The 21,397-nt window shown below is 59.9% G+C and carries 18 protein-coding genes; 8 read left to right on the top strand and 10 right to left on the bottom strand.

Features of this window, described 5'->3' with window-relative positions; all coding sequences use genetic code 11:
* Position 1 precedes the first annotated feature (1 nt).
* The 3 genes from WCL10_RS16800 to WCL10_RS16790 all read left to right on the top strand — a co-directional run bounded on the left by WCL10_RS16800 (position 2) and on the right by WCL10_RS16790 (position 6,082).
* Positions 2-1,615 (top strand): hypothetical protein, encoded by a 1,614-nt coding sequence (locus tag WCL10_RS16800; protein WP_292629078.1) that lies wholly within the window; start codon positions 2-4, stop codon positions 1,613-1,615.
* A 3-nt stretch (positions 1,616-1,618) separates the two neighbouring features.
* The gene (locus WCL10_RS16795; protein ID WP_336896802.1) at positions 1,619-5,176 is read left to right on the top strand and encodes a hypothetical protein; all 3,558 of its coding nucleotides are present in this window, start codon (positions 1,619-1,621) and stop codon (positions 5,174-5,176) included.
* Positions 5,177-5,266: 90 nt separating this feature from the next.
* A complete protein-coding gene (locus WCL10_RS16790; RefSeq protein WP_336896801.1) occupies positions 5,267-6,082 on the top strand; it encodes a hypothetical protein in 816 nt (271 codons plus the stop codon).
* Between the two features lie 365 nt (positions 6,083-6,447).
* Here WCL10_RS16790 and hxsC read toward each other — a convergent pair whose 3' ends face one another.
* Genes hxsC through WCL10_RS16775 form a run of 3 tightly spaced genes read right to left on the bottom strand, consistent with a single transcriptional unit; the run spans position 6,448 to position 9,285 of the window.
* Complete coding sequence (gene hxsC / locus WCL10_RS16785) at positions 6,448-7,611, bottom strand: His-Xaa-Ser system radical SAM maturase HxsC (protein ID WP_336896800.1); 1,164 nt, start codon at positions 7,609-7,611, stop codon at positions 6,448-6,450.
* Positions 7,608-9,074, bottom strand: coding sequence for a His-Xaa-Ser system radical SAM maturase HxsB (gene hxsB / locus WCL10_RS16780; protein ID WP_336896799.1), 1,467 nt, complete (start codon positions 9,072-9,074; stop codon positions 7,608-7,610). Before hxsB ends, hxsC begins: the two co-directional genes overlap by 4 nt.
* Complete coding sequence (locus WCL10_RS16775; protein WP_292629088.1) at positions 9,067-9,285, bottom strand: hypothetical protein; 219 nt, start codon at positions 9,283-9,285, stop codon at positions 9,067-9,069. Before WCL10_RS16775 ends, hxsB begins: the two co-directional genes overlap by 8 nt.
* An 866-nt stretch (positions 9,286-10,151) precedes the next feature.
* On the opposite strand from WCL10_RS16775, the gene WCL10_RS16770 reads away from it, so the two are divergent.
* From WCL10_RS16770 to WCL10_RS16755, 4 genes are read left to right on the top strand one after another with little or no spacing between them, the layout of a single operon-like run.
* Positions 10,152-10,799: a S24 family peptidase gene (locus WCL10_RS16770; RefSeq protein WP_067914368.1), complete on the top strand. Its 648-nt coding sequence runs from the start codon at positions 10,152-10,154 to the stop codon at positions 10,797-10,799.
* Positions 10,800-10,812: 13 nt separating this feature from the next.
* Positions 10,813-11,238 (top strand): hypothetical protein, encoded by a 426-nt coding sequence (locus WCL10_RS16765; RefSeq protein ID WP_292629091.1) that lies wholly within the window; start codon positions 10,813-10,815, stop codon positions 11,236-11,238.
* On the top strand, positions 11,235-11,540 hold the full coding sequence (locus WCL10_RS16760; protein WP_292629093.1) for a DUF5818 domain-containing protein: 306 nt from the start codon (positions 11,235-11,237) through the stop codon (positions 11,538-11,540). The genes WCL10_RS16765 and WCL10_RS16760 overlap by 4 nt, the downstream gene beginning before the upstream one ends.
* Positions 11,540-11,737, top strand: a complete 198-nt coding sequence (locus WCL10_RS16755; protein ID WP_336896798.1) for a hypothetical protein — start codon at positions 11,540-11,542, stop codon at positions 11,735-11,737. Before WCL10_RS16760 ends, WCL10_RS16755 begins: the two co-directional genes overlap by 1 nt.
* A gap of 52 nt (positions 11,738-11,789) precedes the next feature.
* Here WCL10_RS16755 and WCL10_RS16750 read toward each other — a convergent pair whose 3' ends face one another.
* The 5 genes from WCL10_RS16750 to WCL10_RS16730 all read right to left on the bottom strand — a co-directional run bounded on the left by WCL10_RS16750 (position 11,790) and on the right by WCL10_RS16730 (position 18,776).
* Positions 11,790-12,029 carry a hypothetical protein gene (locus WCL10_RS16750; RefSeq protein ID WP_292629097.1) on the bottom strand — a complete coding sequence of 80 codons (240 nt, stop codon included), beginning with the start codon at positions 12,027-12,029 and terminating at the stop codon, positions 11,790-11,792.
* Positions 12,030-12,120: 91 nt separating this feature from the next.
* Positions 12,121-15,057 carry a MobF family relaxase gene (gene mobF, locus WCL10_RS16745; protein ID WP_336896797.1) on the bottom strand — a complete coding sequence of 979 codons (2,937 nt, stop codon included), beginning with the start codon at positions 15,055-15,057 and terminating at the stop codon, positions 12,121-12,123.
* A 37-nt stretch (positions 15,058-15,094) separates the two neighbouring features.
* Complete coding sequence (locus WCL10_RS16740) at positions 15,095-17,464, bottom strand: type IV secretion system DNA-binding domain-containing protein (RefSeq protein WP_336896796.1); 2,370 nt, start codon at positions 17,462-17,464, stop codon at positions 15,095-15,097.
* Complete coding sequence (locus WCL10_RS16735) at positions 17,454-17,786, bottom strand: hypothetical protein (protein WP_336895236.1); 333 nt, start codon at positions 17,784-17,786, stop codon at positions 17,454-17,456. Before WCL10_RS16735 ends, WCL10_RS16740 begins: the two co-directional genes overlap by 11 nt.
* Positions 17,787-18,539: 753 nt before the next feature.
* The gene (locus WCL10_RS16730; protein WP_336896795.1) at positions 18,540-18,776 is read right to left on the bottom strand and encodes a hypothetical protein; all 237 of its coding nucleotides are present in this window, start codon (positions 18,774-18,776) and stop codon (positions 18,540-18,542) included.
* A 325-nt stretch (positions 18,777-19,101) separates the two neighbouring features.
* On the opposite strand from WCL10_RS16730, the gene WCL10_RS16725 reads away from it, so the two are divergent.
* A complete protein-coding gene (locus WCL10_RS16725) occupies positions 19,102-19,332 on the top strand; it encodes a DUF6437 family protein (protein WP_292629107.1) in 231 nt (76 codons plus the stop codon).
* 118 nt (positions 19,333-19,450) lie between these two features.
* Here WCL10_RS16725 and WCL10_RS16720 read toward each other — a convergent pair whose 3' ends face one another.
* Positions 19,451-19,840, bottom strand: coding sequence for a single-stranded DNA-binding protein (locus WCL10_RS16720; RefSeq protein WP_067914395.1), 390 nt, complete (start codon positions 19,838-19,840; stop codon positions 19,451-19,453).
* Positions 19,841-20,747: 907 nt separating this feature from the next.
* On the bottom strand, positions 20,748-21,397 hold a 650-nt coding region (locus tag WCL10_RS16715), incomplete at its 5' end, for a DUF2493 domain-containing protein (protein ID WP_336896794.1).

Below are 21,397 nucleotides of genomic sequence, written 5' to 3'. Positions count from 1 at the left end.
CATGGCCATCGTTAATGTCTTGCTGGGCGTAGGCGGCACCGGCGCTAAAATCATTGAATCGACTCTGGTACTTATGTCGACTGGCCTAGGTCCGCAGGACAAGGTCTACATTGGGCTAATCGATCAGGACAACAGCAACGGCAACGTTGTTCGTGCTGATCGTCTGCTGAACTTGCTTTGCAAGCTTCGGCGCGGGTTCGGAACCAGCACCAATGCGATCGACTGGACCAGCGCCGATGCCAATGGCGGGACTCCGCTTCTGTCCGTCCCACTCGAACCACTTTTCGGCGATGGCGGAAAGGCCCACTGGCGTCCTGCTCCAGATAATACGCCCACGCTGCGCGACATCATGCGCCACCAAGACATGCTGGCTGATGAGCAGGCTCTTTTCGATCTGCTGTTCCGAGGTGATGCGGCCAACCCTCAGGATGAAGAGCAGACGATGGACCTCGCCGAAGGCTATCGCGGGCGCGCCCATGTCGGCGCGGCGGCGCTTGTCTCTGCCGTCAATCACGATCAGCCCGAATTCCGCAGGCGTCTAGTCGAGCTAATGAAAACGAGCAACGGCGGCGATGAAGTGCGCATCTTCATGGCCGGCTCGCTGTTTGGCGGTACAGGCGCGGCAGGCTTCCCAACCATCGCTCGTATGCTCCACAAGCTTCGTGACCCTGACAATCAGCAGGAGCAGATTCAGGCAGACAAAGTGAAGTTGGGCGGTGCTCTCATGCTACCCTATTTCCGGTTCTCCGATCCCAATGATGCGACAGCCAACGTCATAACCGCCGCCCAGCTCCTTCCCCAGGCCCGTGTCGCGCTCGAATTCTACCAGAGCTTGCTTCAACAAGAAGGCGTGTTCGACCGGCTTTACGTTTCGGGCTGGGATGAGATGTTCGAGCTAGGCTATCACGAACCCGGCCGCGCAGAGCAGAAGAATCCTCCGCTGCTTCCGGAGCTTGTCGCGGCTCTGGCGGCTATCGACTTTCTCGACCCCGCCCAGACGATCAAGGCTGCGAGCGTGCCGCTGGTCGCCGCGCGGCGCAATGGCGAAGGGTTCGGTTGGGCTGATCTGCCTGGAACGAACGAGACCAAGGAGCGGCTTTATACGCGCCTCGGCGGTGCGCTGCGCTTCGCTGTGTGGTGGCTCTATCGCGTGGAGCCAACGATTGACAAGCGAGGCCTTTTCGGCAGCCGCGGCTGGCCAAAGTGGCTTGCAAAGCTCAGTGACGGGGTCGACTGGCAGAACAGCACGCCCGAAATGCGTCAGGACATGAAGGATTATTCCCAAGTCCTGCTCGACTGGGCATCGTCGATGCAGCTTTTCTCCGAACCCCGGATCCGAAGCCTTTCGCTTTGGGACACTGCTAGGATCCGCAGCCGTTCCGACATCACAAAGCCGACAGACCCGCTGGATCTTCATCTTAGCCGCGAGGAAAGCGAGACGCTCGACGACCTCCAAGCCGTTCTCCAACCCAGCGATCCTAATGCCCCGCCAGTCGATGCCCGTGTCGTCTACAGCGATCTTTCCACGCCCCTCGCCGTCGGCAAGAGCCGTGGCCTGGGCAAGCTGGTCGCCGGAGTTCACCGGGCCACGCGGCCGTTCAGGACGGGAGCATAGGGCATGTCTGAAGCAACTTGGCTCCTCACGCCGCTCAAACAGGGCGGGCACAATTTCAAAGAAGCTGCTGAATTTGGGCGCTGGGTACCAATCGGGGGGACGCTTGGCGAACTGGGCAGGGCTCTTGAGGTCGACGAAAAAGCCAAAGTCGATGTCGTCCGCTCGACGCCCGACCCTTGGTCGCAAGCGCGCAGCTTTGCCGATGCGGTTCTGAGTCCGTCAACGCTCCTTCATCAAAAGCTTGAGCAGTGGCGTGGCCTGATCGCGCTTTTCGCGCTTAGCGCCAACTACGAAAACGCTTATCGCCTCGAACTGATCCCGGTCCCGCTCGGCCAGCGTTCTTCGCGCTTTGCCGAAGTGATGAAGCACCTATTGCCACAGTCCTCGGTGCCGGCTCCTGCCGATAGTGTCAGCCATGGGTGGGACAGACCTGTCATCATCCGACTTTTTGAAATCGATTCACAACGACGCAAGGTCGGCAAAGGCCATGACCTCGGCCTGCTTAATCCAGCGTCCCTTGTTGCCCTTGGTCGTGATGCTGACCGCTTGGCGCTTCCCGCCGTTCCTTGGATGAAGCGTGGGATTACCGACCCACTGTCGTTGACAGGTCTCGAGGCACTCCCAGCAGCGCCGCTTCACATACTGGCGACCTATCTGGATGCGCTTGAACAGAAGCTTGACCTTCTTTGCGGCGGCGGACGCGGGACTAAGGATGACCAGGCATTGCTTGGCAACTTGCGTAAGCAATGCCAGCTATACTCCGCTGATTGCCGCGCTGCGCTTTCAACGCTCGGAGCGGATGTCAATCTGCCCGAACTCGAAAGCGGCGACCTATCGGCGGAGGGTCTGCCTGAACTTTACAAGCTGCTTGCGACACCGATCAAGGCAAAGCCGCCAGCCCCTGGTTCCTCACAATGTATCATCCGCCTACGCGACGACACTGGCGAACGGCCGCCATTCAAGGGGTTCGTCCTCCTCGACGCGGCCCTTGCTTCACACAAGCGGCCTGCAAATTCGATCCGCTTCTGGGGTCTGCGCATGTTGCAAGAGGCGCTCGATTCTACTCCCGCCGAGCTCGCAGCTCTGCGAAGCGAGATTGCAGAAGCCGGGTTTTTGTTGGTCAGGCCAGAAGACATATTCACTGATGTACTGGTCCAGCTCGACGAGTCAGAACACAGGGGAAGGATCGCAGCGCACAAGAACGGCTTAGCGGAATTCTTGATACCATTGTCTCCGCTCGCTCTGCTTATCCGTAAGCCAGACGAGCTGAACGATGCCGTCGCCATCAGCAATGAAGGCCGGGTAACCCTTAAGGTCATGCTCGATGGCCAGCCCTACCAGTTGGCCCGCCGGTATAGCGATGCGCCGAAGGCAGGCGAAGGTAAGCTCGTGCGCGAAGCGGACTGGGGCCTTGGCGATTTCGCCATTTGGCCGGATTTCCGCAGCGATGTCTGGAAGCACTATCTTGCCCGGATCGATTATGCGAGCGCCACCACCAATCGCCTGCGTGGCCGTTTTGCAATGTCAGGGCGTTTGTTGGCAGACCTGCTGCGCGAGGTCCAGTCGAACGAGGATCGTGCTCGGCTGTCTCAGATATGGTCGGATTCGTCGCCAATCGATAACCAGGGTACCAACTCTGTTCTTGACCGCATCCCGGAATACTCCGGCCGCTCCTGCAACAAACAGGGCCTTGCCCGCCTGCGTGGGAGTAATTCCGGTGGGCGTGTGTCGGAAGTGCAGACCTCATCGCATGCCTTTGAGGCTGCCTTTTTCACGATTGCCCTGGGGGGCGACCAACACCCCGTGCCGGCCGGACTCAGCCTCCTGATCCTACCTGAACGCAACAATCCCAACGACCAGATCGGCCAGGTTGCGATCGATTTCGGCACGACCAATACGGTCGCCTGCCTCAACGATACCAATCCGATCCGGTTTAAGTCGCGTTTGGTACACCCGATAAATGGTGCGCAGGAACTGGCTGGAGCGCGGGCATTCGAACTGACCCAGAAATTCCGTGATTTCATGCCGTGCGATCAGCGGGAATTGCCTAGCCCCAGCGTAGTGATCAGCCGCCAGCTGGATACGCTTGGCCGGGAACTGCTGGAATCAGATCGTGACTTGAATGACGTGCTGATGATGCGGCACCTCGTTTATTTCCAGCCTGATTTCGCTGAAGACGGCACGATCTCGGCCGTGCCGATCCAAGAATGGTCTTCGCTGCTCAACAGCATCAAGTACAATCTGAAGTGGTCGCGTTCTCCCGAAATGCGCGACATCAGCCGGCGGTATCTGAGACAACTCATGCTGATGATCGCTTGCGAATGGGTGGACCAGAATGGACACCCATCAAACTTGCGCTGGAACTTCTCGCGTCCAAAGGACATGGGCGACAACAGTGATTTTATGGCGGAACTGGAAGGTGCACTGCGCGGCACCGTGTCCAATGCAGATCCGAAGTGGATCCAGCCGATTGTCTTCGAAGGAGATGCTGCGGCGGCATACATCCTCGACGAGAAGATCAAGGGCGCTGGTACTCGTGGTGCAATAAACATCATCCTAGATATCGGTGGCGGCACAACCGACATCGCGGTTTGGGACAACAGCAGCGAACCGAAGCAGCTGCTCTCCACGTCGATGCGCCTCGCAGGTGGTGATTTTTTCACCAGCCACATCATGGCAAATCCCGAGATCCTCGACGATTTCGGATTGCGTGCCTGGGCGGGGGTAATTTCGCAACTCAACCAGCAGCCGAATGGCGATCTGCGCGATAACTTGCGTTACATCGGCGAGCTTTTGTTCAGCGGGAAGACTCTGGACAATGCCATTGAACGCGAATGGAGCCGGGTTTCCGGAACTGACAATGTCCGCGTGCTGAAGGAAACCGCCTTCGTGTTCTTGGGCGGTCTTGCCTGGTTTGTCGGCCGCCATTTGCGCAACCTCATCAACGATGGCAAGATCAAGCAGGATACGCTCGGCGATATTGCCGCAGCGTTCTGCGGTCGTGGTTCGGGCCTGTTCGCTCGTCTCCATGGCAAGGATCCACGCGCACAGACGGCGATCAGCAAAATCATGTTGCTGATCGCGGTTGCTGCTGGCGATACCCGTCCTAAGTTCCCTCAGGTCCAAGTGTCTCCCGTACCAAAGATTGAAGTGGCGGCCGGCATGATTATTGCCAATGGCCGCCGCTCGAGCGCTGAACCCACTAGCCCCATGGCAAACGAAAGTGGGATAGACTTCGGCGATCTCGGTGTAGGCGGGTCGACGGATCTTGGTCCCGATCGACCGGCACATGCCGAATTCACCTCGGCTAAGCTCGATGTCGGGATCGAGGATCTCGACAATTTTCTGTCTGCCTTCGCCAAGGTCGCTGGCTTCTCCGTCGCACTTGACGAGGCTCAGAGGGCAAAGTTGCTGAACGGTATTGCCGACATAGATCGAGCAGACATCCGCGATGGACGGGTCCAGCAATCAGAATTTTCAGCGATGCTTAAGGTGCTGGTCGGCTTCATGCGGCTGCGGCCTGGCGACCCGCTGCGCCCAAAGACGGTCTGGAATGGCTAGTTGGATTCCCATGACCACTTCGGGCACAACGGCCAAAGATGAGTTAACTTAAAAACGATCTTAAAAACGATAGCGAAAGGCGAAACTGCAATGTCAGGCTCTGTCACTGAAATCCTTGCGATTGCGACAGTGCTTTTGCAGTTGGTGCTGATTGGGATCGTTGTGCTCCAGCGGAGCGCGATGAAAGGCATTGTCGAAAGTATCGAGAAGCTTTCGCGTCGCAAGCCTGCCGACGTAAGCATGGGCAACGATAAGGCCCTTCTACCGGAAATCGGCAAGTCCCTGCTAAAGACCAATTCCGATATTGCGAGGTTTGAAATTGTCCTTTCGGGGATATTGAACCAACTCGAGACCATCAAGAACGGTTTGCAAGACCTGCGCGAGGTCCGTACCGGGACCTCTGAAGGACCTTTGCCGGCAGTACCTGTTGCACCTTCGGCGCAGGAACAGCCAAACTGGGCAGCGACTTTGCCAGAGCTCGAGCCTCAGGTTAATCCCGAACCGCGAGCGGCAGTTGGCGTTTCCGTGCTTGATAACTATCGCAAACTTATTGCTGAGCCGCGCAAGGCTGAAATCAACCGCTGGGCAGATGATTGTGGCGGCATCAGTTGCGCCGTCAACGAGGACGGCTCCATTTCGGCTTTGCCGCGCGAAGCCGGCGGTGTACTGGTGATTGTGAGTGACGCCGACGGGGCGTTACTGTTGCTGCCTGGCGGGCGGATGGTGGTCGAATTTGCCACTAGCTTCGCAAACATGATGTCGATGCGCAGCGTGACGCGAGATTGTTATGAACTAAGCGGAGACGGAAGCGGCTTGCTGCGCCTTCTTGAGCCGGCAAGGGTTTCCGGCGGGAGCGGGTTTTGGAGCTTGATTTCGCCTGGAAAACTGTCTGGCTTTACTGGGTGAGCGAGGCTCAGAAACATCAAGTCACGCAACAGAAGCACCGAAACTTTGTCTCCTATTTTGTCCATTCTTCTTGGTGCATTTGTGGATTGGACAGGCGGTATCCGAACCGCAGACGCTGGTTGGCGAACTCGAGAATACAGATGTGGGCTTTAGATGCGGCCAATCAGCAACCTATGTTGCGCTGCATCAACCAATGCAGCAAGACGCCTCACAAGTCAGTAGTTGGTTCATCTCGTGAACCTTTCATACGTGAAACACCTCCTGCCACTCGGTGCTAAGTGTTGTCCGTTTTTGCACCTGTCTTTGCGCATGGCTCCGAATTACAACTCGTCGGACAATACGCCCTTCGACAGCGAGTTCCACCGTTAGGAAGCACCTACAATCGGACGAATTGCCCGGCTCCGTCCGTGGGTAACGCTAGCAAAGAAACCTGCGCATTCCCGCTTCGCCTCGCAGCCATCACATTCAGGCAAGTAAGTCTGCTTCCAGTCGCTAATCGATCTACGCGCGTGCGGCCGGATGTCGGCCGGAACGACGCAGAGCTGGCTGTTGTAGATCGAGGTCCTTATCCCGGCACCGGACAGTGTTTTAACGGCAGCACTCAGCTGGTGAGCATAATCAACTGGATCGCACCAAATGCTTTCCATGTTTGCGCGAGCGAACCCTGTCGGCTCGAGGCCCATCAAAGCGACATGATCGACAAAAAGGAGGTTCCGCGCAATGAACTGTGCAAGGTGAGGCAAACGACCAACCGTTTGGGCTTGCAGCACAACTCGGATCTCCACCCGGACACCGCTGGCCTTTAGCGCAAGAATGCCGCGGATTGTCTCGTCATAAGCACCATCTGCCTGGACGACATGGTCGTGAAGATGCGCAAGATCGGAGTATACCGGAATGCCCATCATCAGATCGTGATGGCCGATCGCGCCAAGTTTGGCCGCAAATTCGCCGTCAGAAAATCGTCGTCCATTCGATAGGATGTGGAGCGCCGTTCCAGGAAGGTGGGATGCTGCTGCCTTCACTAGTTCAAAGAAGCGCTCGCCAAGCAGCGTCGGCTCACCACCTGTGAAACCAATTTCCACGGCATCGCGCCTAACTAGCTGGATTGCGCGCAGCACCTCGTCGACGATCCAACTGTCGTCGACATCCCGCGGCGGCTGCGAGCACATCAGGCAATAATTGTTGCATCGCTCAGTGAGCAGAAAATGATTGTAAGGCGAATTGCCCCGATAGAGCACCCGGATCGCCTTGCGCAGCGGATCGACGGCAATGACGTCCCCTTGGCCCAAAAACATGGTCTGAGCCGGTGCAATCACCGCGCGCGCGTCGATGGGGAGACGTCGAAAGTCGTCAACCGATCCAAGAAGATACCAAGCGAAGCCTTCAGGGACCGGACCCGTTCCAACGACAAACCCTTCCTGGGCCTTGATGATGGCAGGTCGGTCCGCCGACAGCGAAACCCGGATGACCTCCGCAGAAGCGGGTGATGCACCTCGAAATTCAAGCGCTCGGGCACGAAGCGGGATCATGCTCGATTAGCCCATTTTTCGAACAAGGCCCGGACATCGTCATCGGCCTCCATTCGGGTGATCAGTCCGCGAAAAAGGGCCATACTGCGGGTACAGAACGCCGAGAGCGGCTTCTTGCCCACAGGGTCACCCTGGGTGGCGTGGTGAAACACGGGATCCGCTCCGCACCATGGCTCGAAAGCACAAGAAGAGCATCCAGGTACGGAGCCCGCGAATGACTGCGTCAGCGGCTCAAGCAGCGCATCACCGAGCATGATGTCCTCGAAGGAATCACGATGGACGTTTCCAAGCGCAAATGTCTGATCGCCCATCTCAGCGAGCATGCGACTTTCATCCGAGGCGTAGACTGTACCATCGTAATTGTAGACGATGGCGGCGATGCCAATGCCCGCAGGGCTCATTAGGTCGACATAGCTTGTCTGCAGCGGGGTCAGCATCTTCTTGAGGACCATGGCAGCATAGTGCTCAATGAAATCGAAGCCCTGCCGATTCAGCGAAATAATATAGTCGAGACCCTCAAAGTAGAATTCCAACCAGCGCTCGCGGCTGTAAGCGGCATAGGACTTGGTCTTGATGGCGAACCCGTAGGGGGACAACGGGCGAAGAAAGATGCCGCCAAAGTCCAACCGAAGGTACTCGTCGATGATAGCCTTGACCTGGTTCAGGCTGGCTGAGGTCGTCGTCATTAGTGCACCGACATTGTAATGCCCAAGGACGCCTCGGGCCCGATGGATACCATCGACGGCGCGCTCATGAGAATCTCGGCCAGGCCGCGGCCGGTTCGCATTGTGAAGTCCTGCTGGCCCATCAAGCGATGTGGAAACCAGGATGTTTTCAGCTTTACAGAAGGTGAGCGCTTCATCGTCCAGGACAGCAAGATTGGTTGCCACGACGAAAGCGAGCTCGCGCCGGGCTGTCTCGTTGCGGCGTTTGGCTTCTTCAACGATCAGCTTGATCAGGGGAAGATTGAGCAAGGACTCCCCGCCCTGGAATTCGATCTTGAGCGCCGGTGACGGTGAACGGAAAACGAGGTCTAGGGATTTAAGTGCGGTCTCGCGCGACATGTCGAACTCGCCGCGATCATTGTTTGCGCGGGAGACCTGACAATACGGGCAGCTGTGCTCGCAGCGCAGGGTAACGACGAAGATGTGAAGCGCGGTAAAGTTTGCGAGTGGTGCCAGCTTGGTCCTGACCTTGAGTGCAAGCAGATCAACCGCCACATTTGTGTCGTCGTCGATGAGAAAATGGCGAGCCTTCAACTCGTCGTAGGCGGGGTCTGCCGGAGCCAACTCCTGTCGCGCAAACTTTCCGATAGTCTCGCGGTCAAGGACCAGATGTTCGCCGACGAGGTTGGTCGCAACATAGCGATCGTTCCCATCCAACGCTGTGAATCGCCAAGGCAGCATCGTGTAAGCGGCGTTGGCTGAACTATCAAACGCTTCAGCCTCACGAAACTTAGCCACCCTGCAGACCGGTCTTTGAAAAGGCGAGGCCAAGGATAAGATCACGGTACCCGCTCGTGCGCTCCTCGATCGCCATGCGTAACTGGTGATCGGTGACTTCTCGGCGGAACTTTAGGTCGGCGTCAGCCGCCTTCGTACCCTTATCCAGTGCGCGCAACTCGCACAAAATCTCCGGCTCAGTGGCCAGAATACGCACATCGACAGTGGCCATCAGGGCGTACGCAGCTCGATGAACTGCTTCGATCGAATATGCTGAAGCGCAAAGCGACACGTGTTGCGTGGCCTGTTCAACAGGCGTTGCGACCTTGTCCGATTGCACAACTCAGTAGGAGCTAGAGGAGTGTGAGCTATGGCTTGAATGGCTTGAATGGCTTGCATGACTGGAGTGGCTGGCATGCTGGGCATCAGCTGTCATCACGTCGGTCGAAGCAGCAAGTGTCAATTCTGCCATGTCGGTTGCCGCAGTAGCACGCGCGACCTGCTCAACAGCACTCGCAAACTGCGGATCAGACGCTGCTTGGACCTGCGTGGATGCGAGCAGGGTACTAACGGTAAGCGCAAATGGCTTGAGGAAATTCTTGCTCGACATAAGGGCCCCTAAATGCAGATAGCGTCGTAATATCCCCCGTCAGCGGATGCGGGTCAAGTGTTCATAGGATCAATGTATTACAAAACGTTGCTTTAAGGAGCCTGCGAATCATGCGTGGCAATTGCGTCGTCGATCACCTGCTCACCCTGCTCGTGCGCGATCACTTTTTTCAATTGCGCGGAAATTGTCCTAGGCCAGCAGATGGGATCTCGGCAGCGACTTGGTTCAAATAGCTACGTAATCGGGCTTCTGTCTGCTGTCGCAATCGCCGTCCGGACTTGAGATCGGCAACGAGCCGTGGATCGCCTGCGGCCAGTCTGCCGAACCTGCTCGGCGGCACGTGGCTTTGCACCAGATAGGCCTCGATCTGCTCCAGTAGGTCCATCGCGTTCGACTCGCTTTGCGCTTGCGTTCTTATTATGTTCTTACTAGGATCTCAACCTAGAGTCTAGGATGACTTTTCCTAGGATTCGTGACAGGACAGCGTGATGGACGAAGCACGACAGGCTCTCGACGAGCTCATCTCATCCCGAAAGGGCTGCACCTACTCGGGGATATCGCGGCTGCTCGGCCGCAACGTTTCCTATATTCAACAGTACATCCGCAAAGGCAGCCCGCGCTATCTGGACGAGGGCGATCGCAACATTCTCGCGCGGTTCTTTGGCGTGGAAGAGCGCGTACTAGGCGGCCCCCCTCACCGCAGCGCGCCGGTCGTCGAACTGGTGCAGATCCCCGTTCTCGATGTCGAAGCCTCCGCCGGGCACGGCGCGTTCGCAGAAATGGAACGCAAGAGCGGTCAATTCGGCTTCAACGAAACCTGGCTTCGCAAGCTGACCCCGAGCAAGGCTTCAAGCCTGTCGATCATCCATGTTAATGGCGATTCGATGGAACCCACGCTCAACGACGGTGACGAAGTCATGGTCGACCTTGGCGATGGCCAGTCGCGGCTTCGCGATGGCATCTATGTGCTGCGGATGGACGATGCACTCAATGTTAAACGCGTTGCCATCGAGCCTCAGGGACGGAAGATTTCGGTACTGAGCGACAACCCGGCCTATCCCAGCTGGCGCGGCCTTGAGAGACGAGCGATCAATATCGTCGGCCGAGTCCTTTGGTTCGGCCGCAAGCTTCAGTAGGATTGGCACCCACATGTTCTTAGTTCTCGCAGCTGCGGTCGTCTCGGCGGGTCAGACTTTCACCTGCACCCCCACCCATGTCTATGATGGCGATGGGCCGGTCTGGTGCGCCGAAGGGCCGCACCTGCGCATTGGCGGCATTGCGGCCCGCGAGATGGACGGCACTTGCCGCTCCAACCAGCCTTGCCCCCGTGCATCGGCGATTGAAGCGCGTGATGCCCTTGTTCGCCTGTTCGGCGGACCTCGCGGAACTATCTCCACCGGTCACGTCATTGTCGCGGGCCCCCGGCTCACCTGTCAGTCGGAAGGATCAGCTGGGGGCAGCAGGACGGCGGCATGGTGCCGTTTCCCCTCAGGCGCAGATCTGTCCTGTGCCATGATCAAGACTGGCACGGCTCTGCGCTGGGACCGCTATTGGAAAGGTCCTGCCTGCCGGTGAGCAGCGATGAACACCTTACAGGCACGCTCGAGCAGAACCGCAACGGATTGGTCCTGCGAACCGATGGCGGCGGAACGTGGGAGCTCGAAAGCACCCGCGCAGCGCGCGAACTCATCGGCTCCCGCGTAGAGATCATCGGGCAACGCTCGGGGTTCAACGGGCTGGTGTGCGATCAGATCTGGCCTGCCGGGCAGCCTCGCCCGCAAGCCGTCAAACTGCGCCTCGAATTCCTGCTCACCGCAGCCCTGGTCGCCTACGGCCTCTATGCGACCATAGGCGCCGCAATCAGCACACTGCGCTAATGCTGAGCGACTGGGAACTTTGGGCCTGCGCCAACCAGGTCATGAAGGCGCAAGGCGACAAGGCTGCGCACTATGTCGCCGAACAGATCGGCGCGCTCGCGCTGGCCGGAGACGCGGAAGGCATCAAAATCTGGCAGGCCATTGCACACCGGATCACTGAACTCTCGGACCAAGTTGGGCCAACGACGCGGCAATGACGGCTCTCGCGGCTACTCGAAGTCTGAGGCAACACAGCCAAATATCGGCCCTTCAACCGATGGGCGAATGGTCGCCGGGGAACAGGCAAGACTGATGGCCACCTGACCGGTAGACCTCTCCTGAAATCTCCAAACCACGCATCCGCTCGACCAGATGCTGCGCGAGATCCACGCGTGCGGTGCGCTGTGCGCGTGGATCAGCTGCATTCAGGCCGGCCAGAGTCACCTCCGGCGCCATAGCCAGCGCCACTTCCAGATGGGTCAGCAGAATATCATCAGCGATTCGGCTCATGGCAACTTGAGAACAAATATAGAACATATTGTCAATTGAGGAGCTGCCAGTCTGCCCGGACCTGCGGTGGGCATCAGCGTCGGCATCGGCGTCAGAGCCCGATCTCGAACGGCTTGATAAGCGAGCGATCGAGCTCGGGCGGTTCTCGCACAGGCATGGCTTCCTTGCTCGCGCTCCGCCCTTTCTCCTGCCCCGTGGCGGCCGCTTCCCTTAGCAGACCGACGGCTTCGAGTGCCGAGCGTTTCATGCCAGGATTGCGTTCGACCGCAGCCTCCAGCTTGGCGGCATTGTCGACATAGAGGGTCAGCCCATCGCGCAGCCGCGTGATCGTGACGAGGAAGGTCTGCTGGTTCGAAAGGTTGCGCTCACGGCTGTCCATGACCGCGATGCCGCGGTCGGAAGTTAGCCCCTGCGCCATATGGGCGTTGAGTGCATAGGCCAGATCGAGGCGCTGAAGCATCGGGTCACCAGGCTGCAATTGATGCTCGGCTCCGAGCGACGTCTTCACGGTCACCTGCTTTGCATCGATCGCCACGATCCTGGCCTGGTCGGCATTGAGCAGTCCGCGCTTGTGATCGGTCTCGGTCCAGCGAATGCGGTCGCCCGCATAGAGTTCGAGCGGCTTCACATCGAACAAGCGCAGAGGATCCATCTCTCCTTGCGGACGCAATTGCCCTGGCCGGAATTCGAAGCGGCGGCCCCGCTCGTTTTCAAGGGTCACGCGCCCCCGCGCCAGGTCGGTTTCCGCGACGCGATATTGCCCTGCAAGCAGCCCCTGTCCGCGCTGGCGTCGCTCAACGCTGACAATCATGCCAGGCTTGTAGGTGCGCGCGTAGCGCAGTTCCTCGCGTGTGACGTTCACGCGGGACAGCGGGTTCACGCGTAGCGACGCAGGGCCGAGTTCGCCGTTGGCCTTGAGACCCGTTTGCACCGCCTCGTTGACCTGGCTGCGCAGCGCCCGACCCGACGCATAGATCGAAGTGTTCTCGCGCTCGGCAGGCGAACGAGCAAGCCAATCGGCAGCCGCCGCGATCGCAGCGCCGTTGGCAACTTCGATCACTTGCGGACCAAGATGCCGCAAGGCTGCCTCGATATGGCCGCCTTGGGCCGCAAATTGTGCATCGCGCAGGGCCTTGTCCCGCGCCCGTATATTCTCGCTCATGATCGCGGTTTCGGCGCCGGCCTGCTGCATGACATCGAAGGGTTTGCCCGCGTCCACGGCCCCGAGCTGCTTCTTGTCACCGATGCTGGCAAAACGTCCCAGTTCAAGGACATTGGCAAGCCGGACCAGCTTTTCCTTGTCGGCATTGCCGACCATCGAGGCCTCGTCGAGCAGCACGACCGTGCCGCGCAACGCCATCCGTGCCTCGGCAAGTTTGGCCTTGTTTGCGCCTTCCAGCAGCTCGCTGTGCTGGCGCAGGAAGCGCGACACGGTCATCGAGGGAATGCCGGTATCGCGCTCCAGCATCTGGACGAGCGTGTTCTGGACCGCGAGACCAAGCACGGCCCTGCCCTGCTCCGCGAGGATGTCGGCGACCGGCTTCAGAACGGTGCTCTTGCCTGCGCCGGCAACGCCCTGGATGGCGACGATCCGGTTGTTAGTGGCGAGCAGCAGGCGGCCCGCAGCTTCCTGCCCAGGGTTCAGGGTCATGCCGTATTTGAGCTGCGAGAGCGCCTGGAGCCGGTCTCCGGCAACATCCGCAGGCAAGATCGCTGGTGCGGCCCCGCGCCCGTTTTCCACCGCTGCAATGATGCGCTGTTCGAGACTGATGGCATCGCGGGTGGTCACCAGGTCGCGATCAGCGCCCTTGCCCTTCACCAGGTGTCCCTGTCGCAGCAATTGATCGACCCGCTGTTCGATCGCGGCCATCGCGGTCGGCAAGCCAAACCCGAGTGCCGTGCGATAAATCTCGGGGCGCGAAAAGGCGGCTTCGCGCTCACCCAAATGCCGGATAGCCGAAGCCGCGGCATGAATTGCGGCCACTTGCTCGGCGCTGCGATTGCCCATCGTGCGCGGGACAAGCGGATCACCCTGGCGGAGGCCAAGACGTTCGGCGAAGGCAGAGGCAAGCGCGCGTCCCTGATCGACCAGACCGCGCACCGTGCCGACAAATCCCGGCACATTGCCAAGGTCGTTTGCCGCGCGCCCGTTGGCTCTGGCGATGACGGCCTTTGGGTCGAACCCAAGCCGTGAGGCAGTTTCTTGCCATTGCTGGGTCAGAGCGCTGCGATCTTCGATTTTGGCTTTATCGGCCCGCGTCATGAGCGTTGCCATGTCGGTGACGCGCGGCCCGCGATGATCCATCTGTGCGACCGCCTCGAGGATCTCGGCGCGCCGGGTGCTGAAGGCCTCGCGTATGAATTTCGGGACACCAACCACCTCGAAATTGCCGTGCTTGCCGACTTCGCCGACCTCGTAGCCGAGCTTCTCGACGGACAGACGAAACTGCGCCATCGTGATCGCATTGAGAAGCGTGTTGTGCTCCCAGAGCTTGTCATTGCGCAGCGCGCGCCATTTGCCATCGGGCCCCTGGGTGACATTGGCGACGACAGCGTGGAAGTGGGCATTGGGTTCCTGGTTGCGGTTCGTATCGTGCTGAAAAAGCCCGATGACGAGGTTCCCTGTGGCCAGGATGCGCTCCTTGCCTTTCACCTCCATGCGGGTTTCGGCGAGGTTCTTCTCGGCCCAGACCAGGGTCTCCTTGACCGCAGCGGCATAGGCATCGAGGATACGCTTGTCGCCGCCCACGAGCGCGAGGATCGACCAGCTCTTGGGCATCGAGAAAGTAAGATCGGTGCCGGCACGGTGAGCACGGTTGTCGCTGCCGACCCTGCTGCCATCGGGGAGCAAACCCTTGAGCACCGCTTCGAACTGCTTGGCATCGACCCTGCCGACGAGCCCCAGCTTTTCGGCCCCCTTGCCCAGCCATTCGCCCGATCGTTCGGCATCGGCGCGGGTGTAGTAATTGTCCGCAGCAAAGTAGTTGGCGGCGCCGCCTGCGGTGCGGACATTGGCTACCGAAAGCATGGTCCACCTCGCAAGGCATAGGCGCCGCCAACCATCGTCACATCTCCAGATCGCCGTAGCCCGGCCCACCGTGAGAAGGCGTGTCCTGCTCGGGCACGCCATCCTCGATCATGAGCTTGCGAGCCTCCGGGGCGCTTTGCGGGACGGCAGCTTTGCCGGGCTTCTGCACCTGGTTCATCTGATCCTTGGCGGCAGGTACATCGGCCCGGCGCGCTTCGTGTTTGCCCTTTGCGGGATCATCCTCAGAAGGCTTATCGCCGCCGCGCAGGACAGCGTCTTTGGGGAGTGAGACGGTTGCCCGTCCCCGGCCCGGCGATGCCTTTGCGCCTTTGGCCTGTTTGCCCGCTGCTTCCGTTGCGGAGGGCTTGGCCGCTTCCTCGGGGAAGCTCTTTCCGGCAACCGGCTCCTGCCGTTCGGGCAAGCCGGATTTGTCATCAGGCCCGCGCTGCGTGAGCGATAGCTCTCCTTGCTTGGGCACGACCGGTTTGCCCGCTCCGTCATCATTGGACGCGGGATGAGCGGAGGGTTCATTGGCCGTCGAGGCTGGTGCTGCGCGTTCGGCATCTGCTTTGACCGGCAGCCGACGCAATGGCGGATCCTTGGCGCGGCCGATGAAAGTTTCTGCGATTTTTGGCCGGGTGACCGGCTTCAACTTGATCGGGGCCGCCGGGAAACCATCCGGGAATTTGAGGTAACCTGACAGGCGCGACAGGTTCATCAACTGGTCTGGCAAGAGCAGTGGTTCGATGTGCTTGCGCGGCGTCAGGCTGACCGCGTCGCGGGCATTGTTATACCCGTAAGTGTAGCCCTCATCCATGTCGCGGACCTGCCGATGGCCGATAAAGTCCGAGCACCATGTCGCGGTCTCGCGATCTGCCGTGCCGAGGATCAGCTTGGTCCGGGCGAGCGATGACAGGGTCATCGCCATGTTATCGCCGTAGACCTCCTTGAGCTTGGCATAGGCGTGGATCCCGGTGACGATCGCACCGCCAAAATTGCGGGCGGTCTGGAGCCCCTTTTCAAGGGCTGGCAGCCGGTGCAGCGCGCCGAGTTCGTCGATGAAGAACCAGAACCGCAGGTCACGAGTTCGGGGCCTCGTCATGAGCGTGTTCATTGCCGTATCGAGCCACAGCGTGAGCAGCTGCGCGCAAACGCTCATGTCCACATAGCGCGCCGATATGAACACGGCAGAGCCTTTGCCTTGGCTCCCATCGTCGTCGTCTTCGATCCAGTGGCGGACCGAGAACGGCTTGCCCGACGCTGGCAACAGCTTGAGCGCCTTGGCGTTGACGTTGAACACGGCGCGGATCGATTCCGCCATGCGTGCGGCTTCCGGCGCGGTCAGCGGATCGGCGATCGTGCCGCGCATCATGGCATGGACCTCCGACAGGTCGGCGGTCATCAGCTTCTTGGCCAGCGCTTCGTTGGTGCCGTTGCCATCGGCGATCAGCTTGAGGCAGAATTCCACGAACAGCGCGCGCGCTGCGATTACCCAGAACTGCGCCTCGCCGCCGCCGTCGTGGGGGACGAGTGCTTCAGCGGCTGCCCAGAATTCGCCTTCGCTCCGGCATTCGTCGAACAGGCTCCACCTTGGACAGCGCGCATCGAGCGGGTTGAGGATGACGTCGCGGCTGCTGTCGTAGAAATGCTCGATGAAGGCGCCGGTAAGATCGAAGATAACGATGCGCTGCCGCCGCGCACGCGCCTCGGCAATCATGTCCGACATGGCGACTGTCTTGCCCATACCGGTCGTACCGATCAGCATCGCGTGGCTTTGCTCGAGCCGCCAAGGGTAGGAGACCGTGGCCAGATGCGAGGGTTTGTACGGAAACGCGCTGGCCAGCTCGCCGGGGGTGCAAAGCCGCCATTTCCAACCCAGGACAGCCGACAGTTCGCGGGACCGTTCCACCCGGTTGTGGGCATGGAGTTCATCGACCAGTTCGGGAAGCGTGACGAGCATCGCGCCGCGCTCATGCTTGCGCTCCTTGGAGCGGCGACCGAAGCGCGCCGCAAACCAGTAGAAGACCACGAAGGCAGGTACGAGCAACAGAGCCGAGCGCAGGAGAGCATTGCCCAGCAGGCCAAGCATATGGTCCCACGCCCGGACCACGGGCGGAAAGGTTTCGAGCAACCGGATGGGGAACTGAACCGTACCGCCGAACGCCGTTTTGAGCTCGACGTCTGTCGCAGGATCGAACTCCATGAAGGAATACATTTGCCCATAGATCCGCATCCAGACCAGATAGACTTCATGGTCGCTGAGCCCGGCCGACAGCGTCCACCAGGTCGTCCACGAAATCACCAGCAGTGCGACAATGAGCGGTCCCTTGAGACCGGCGGCAAACATGAAGCTAAAATGGCCAAGCAGCTGGCTGCCGCGGGTGAAATTGACGAGGTTACGCTTCATTGGAGCCTCCCTCGTCGGTGGCGGCAACCAGACCTAGTTCCTTGCACTTGCGGGCGTAGGCCTGATGGGCGCGTTCGCGCAGACGGTTGTCGGGATGTCCTGCCAGGAGGGCATCGACGCCGACCATGATAAAGACCGATTGGCGAGCCATGCGTTCGACTTTGGTATCGACCCGCGAGACGAGATCATCGTCGTCGCAGGCGCGCATCAGCAGCGATCTGATCCATTCGCTAAGGCTGAGGTCGCGGCGCATGGCAGCTGCACGCACGCGCGCAGCAAGGTCATCAGAAACGTGAACCTGTAGGGATTTTGGCCGTGTCATTTCCACGGACTCCTTGATTGCGGAGCCTGGATTCACACTGCGAAAGGCGTGTATGGGCTAACCCAGATTTGAGAACATGTCAAGAACATCATAAAGCCGCAGAACTGTGAGGTTCCAGGAGGTGCGCATGCAAATCCGATTGGCTGTTTAGCGCCTATTCATTTTCAAATGGAAAGCTGCCATTTGCGCAATTTTGCCATATCCAATTGATATTGAAACAATATGTCCTGATTTCTCGTGCGAGTTCTCGCGTAGGGTGTGCCCCTTTGTTCCTAACTTTGAAGAATGAGTCCAGGCCTTGAACCTGCATCGGATAGAAGGAATTGAACCCACCACCGGCTTGATAAACGGACGGCGATCCGGCGCCCGGAACCGGGAGATATTTGGATGGCAGAAACTGTGCCAGCATTTATATTCGCGCAGCACCTGCGGGACCGCGAGAGGACCAGACTATGTCCAGCGTCACATTGAGCGCAACGCCAAAAGGGAACGGGTTTCAGGCGACCGTGACCTTCGCAAACGGTGTCTCGATCAGTTCTGCCGAGGCGTTTCCAACGAAGTCCGAGGCCATTTCCGCAGCGGCGTTGAAGTTGCTCGGCATGCCAGAACGCCTTGAGGGTATGGACGCTCCGGACGAGACCGAATGACCGCCTGGCCGTCCATGACTGCCGAGCAATTCAGCGACCGCTGCTAAGGGAGCCGAGCAAAAAGAAAGGAGGAAGCCCGGTGCGGACTTCCTCCTCTTTCACATGATCAGAATTCGTCGTTCAGCTTGCCGGGCGCCGTTTCGATGACCCGGTCAAGCAGCCCCGCCGGCAGCGCGCCATAATCCCCCTCGTCGACCGTTATGTAACCGGCCTTGTCATCGATCAGAACGTACTGGGTGAAGTAGCTGTGAAAGGACCGGGCATGAGCTTGATCCAGTGCGGCGACAAAGGCTGCCTGATCGGCCTGGAAACCGCCCTGCGCGATGTTCAATGAAGCGTACATATCTAACCTCCTGAGTTTCGATGCTTCGCATCAGGAGATCGAAGGATGTGGGCGACGGGCGGGGTCAGGGACCGCGCTCTGCGCGGCCGCGAAGCGGCGATGGGGGCAACGATTTTTTCCGGGCTTGCCCGGCAAAAAATGGTGGGGCCCCGTCGTCCTTGACGCGGCCCCAAAGCCCGCATCAGACTTGAAATCTCTGCGAGAGAGACCTCTCCAACGTCTGCGAACGCGAGCGACCGTCTGCCCCACAAACCGTTTTCCTACACGCCGTCCCGATGGCAGAATCTCCTGCGGAGGGGACCAACGGCCAACGAAAGGAACCATGATGGCCAGGTCCAAAGCGAGCGCACGCGATGCGCTCATGAAAGTGCAACGTCAGCGCGAGGAACTCGCTGCCGAAGAAGCCAGATTGCGTGAAAGCGCAGCAGCCGAGCTTGGCAAGGTCATGCTCGACTGCGGCGCTGAAACCATCGAACCGGCACAGCTCCGACGCCTCATGCTGTCTGTCCAGAAGCTTGGGCTCGACGAGACCCTGAAGCGGATTTCGCGCGCATAAAGATCGTTCCTGCGGCGGCGCGGGGCTCGATGCCCCCGCGCCGCCGATTGCGGCCCAAGCACAAAGAAGGCCCCGGCAGATCGCTCTGCCGGGGCCTTTTTCGACCGAGATGAGCTCTTCAATCCTCGTCGATATCGGGCGCGCTTTCGCCGGAGGTGCCACGGCCCTTGGTGAGAAAATCGACCTTGTCAGCGATGATCTCGCAGCCGTAGCGCTTGGTGCCGTCCTGGTCTTCCCACTGCGTGTAGTGGATGCGGCCCTCGACGGTGACCAGCTGGCCCTTGCTGCAGAACTTGGCGACGTTCTGGCCCAGACCATTGAAGCAGGTGATCCGGTGGAACTCGCTGTCCTTGGCGGTGTAGCCGTTCTCGTCTTTGTAGGTCTTGCCGTCCTTGCGGGCGGGGCGGTCGGTCACGACCGAGAGGCTGGTGATGCTGGTTCCACCGGTGGTGGTGCGGGTTTCGGGATCGCGGGCGATGCGGCCGACGAGGATAACGAGATTGGTCATGGGTTTTCTCCTGAACGCGCAGGTCCGGGGCCATCCCGGCTGCGAACTGACCGTCAGAAGGTGGCGGCAGACGCTCGCACCGAAGGGGAACCTCGATCAGGACGGGTGGTGCGGGCAGCCCGGCGTAGCCGGGCAACACGGCCGGCCAGATTGGGGTTGCGAGGGGCTGACGGCACCTTCAGGGAGGGGTTCGCGAAGAGCCGGATGGCTCCGGACCTAAGCCGAACGGGTGTCCCGCCAACTCGTGGCAACTCGCGGCTGTGGTTTGCGCTGAACCTGCCCCCGTCGGACTTAGCGTCCTGCCTCGGCGATGCACCCGGCGCCCGCTCCGGTCATCGGACCGAAGACAGAACGTGTTCACTGCCTCGAGGGGCCGCCGGTCATCTCAATGGCCGTTCCGGTAGTTGCGATTTCAGCATTCGGACAACCAACTATCGGCCGGGCGGCCCTAACCTTCGGGAATTTCAGGGCAGCGCAAAGTGGTCGGACTGAACAGCAAACCTGAGAGGAGGTTGGGCGGCCTGGGCATCAATCATCCGAGCGATCAGCTGCTTCGTGAACTATCGCCGCATGCATATCCTCGACCGACAACGCGTGCCCAGCATGGCGCAATGAGCCGAACAGGGTATCGACAGCGGAAGGGGCAAATGCTGGCGCTTCTTTGAGGAGAAGGCCCCCGCGCGCATATCCGATCGCGAGGCGCGTTCCAGGTACCCACCCCAACGTGTCGCAGATCGCATTGGGCAGTATGATATGCCCTTCCTTCGATACGATGGCGGTCGATTTGATGGGATCGCCTACAGCGCGAACTCCGACTGGAACTGTGGCCGACGATCGGCCTTTGGACGCCCGTCGGCAAGCGCAGATTGCCAGCGCCCGATAGGACGCTGGCAAGATCGAGGGTCTTTCAGCCCGGCGCTCCATTGGCTGGCGCTTTGGGGCACGTACCCAGCGGCCCTCGCCGGTCGACCACGGTAACCCGGCGGCCCTTGGCGTCGATCACGAGGCGTTCGAGCACGCCATTACCGGGGAACGCGACAACGTAGCGCGGATCGAGGCTGAGCATGCGCTCGTTGCGATGGAACCCGGCGCGGCTGCCGAGCCGCAGATCGAGCGCGAAGACCACTTGCGGGATCTTGTGCCGTTCGGCCCATGACGATGCGAGGCGGTCGACGCCTTTGGTGTCGCCGCCGTGGACGAGGACCATGTCGGGAACCCGGTCCCGAACCTTGTCGAGCGTGGCCCAGATGTTGTTCGCAAACGTAAGCCCTTCGGCTTCAGTGCCGGGCTTCATGCGCCCGCCAGCGAACACGACAGGCGTGCCCTCGGGCATCGCCGCGCGGCGCTTGGCCTCGGCCCGGGCGCGCAGGAAATCGCGGCCCTGAACTAGCGCAGAGGTAAAGCTCGCACCGTGATTGAAGCGCGAGCTGGAGACAGGTTTCCAGGACGAGCCAAACTCATTGAGATAGAGTGCCGCGGCGATCTCGCGCATACCTTCGAAAGCCAGCATGGCCTGCTCGGCGCACTGTGCGCGTTCGACCTGGTTTTCAAGATCAT

Origin of the sequence: Novosphingobium sp., assembly GCF_037133355.1 — a bacterium.
Classification (GTDB): domain Bacteria; phylum Pseudomonadota; class Alphaproteobacteria; order Sphingomonadales; family Sphingomonadaceae; genus Novosphingobium.
This window is presented reverse-complemented; position numbering and strand designations above follow the sequence as displayed.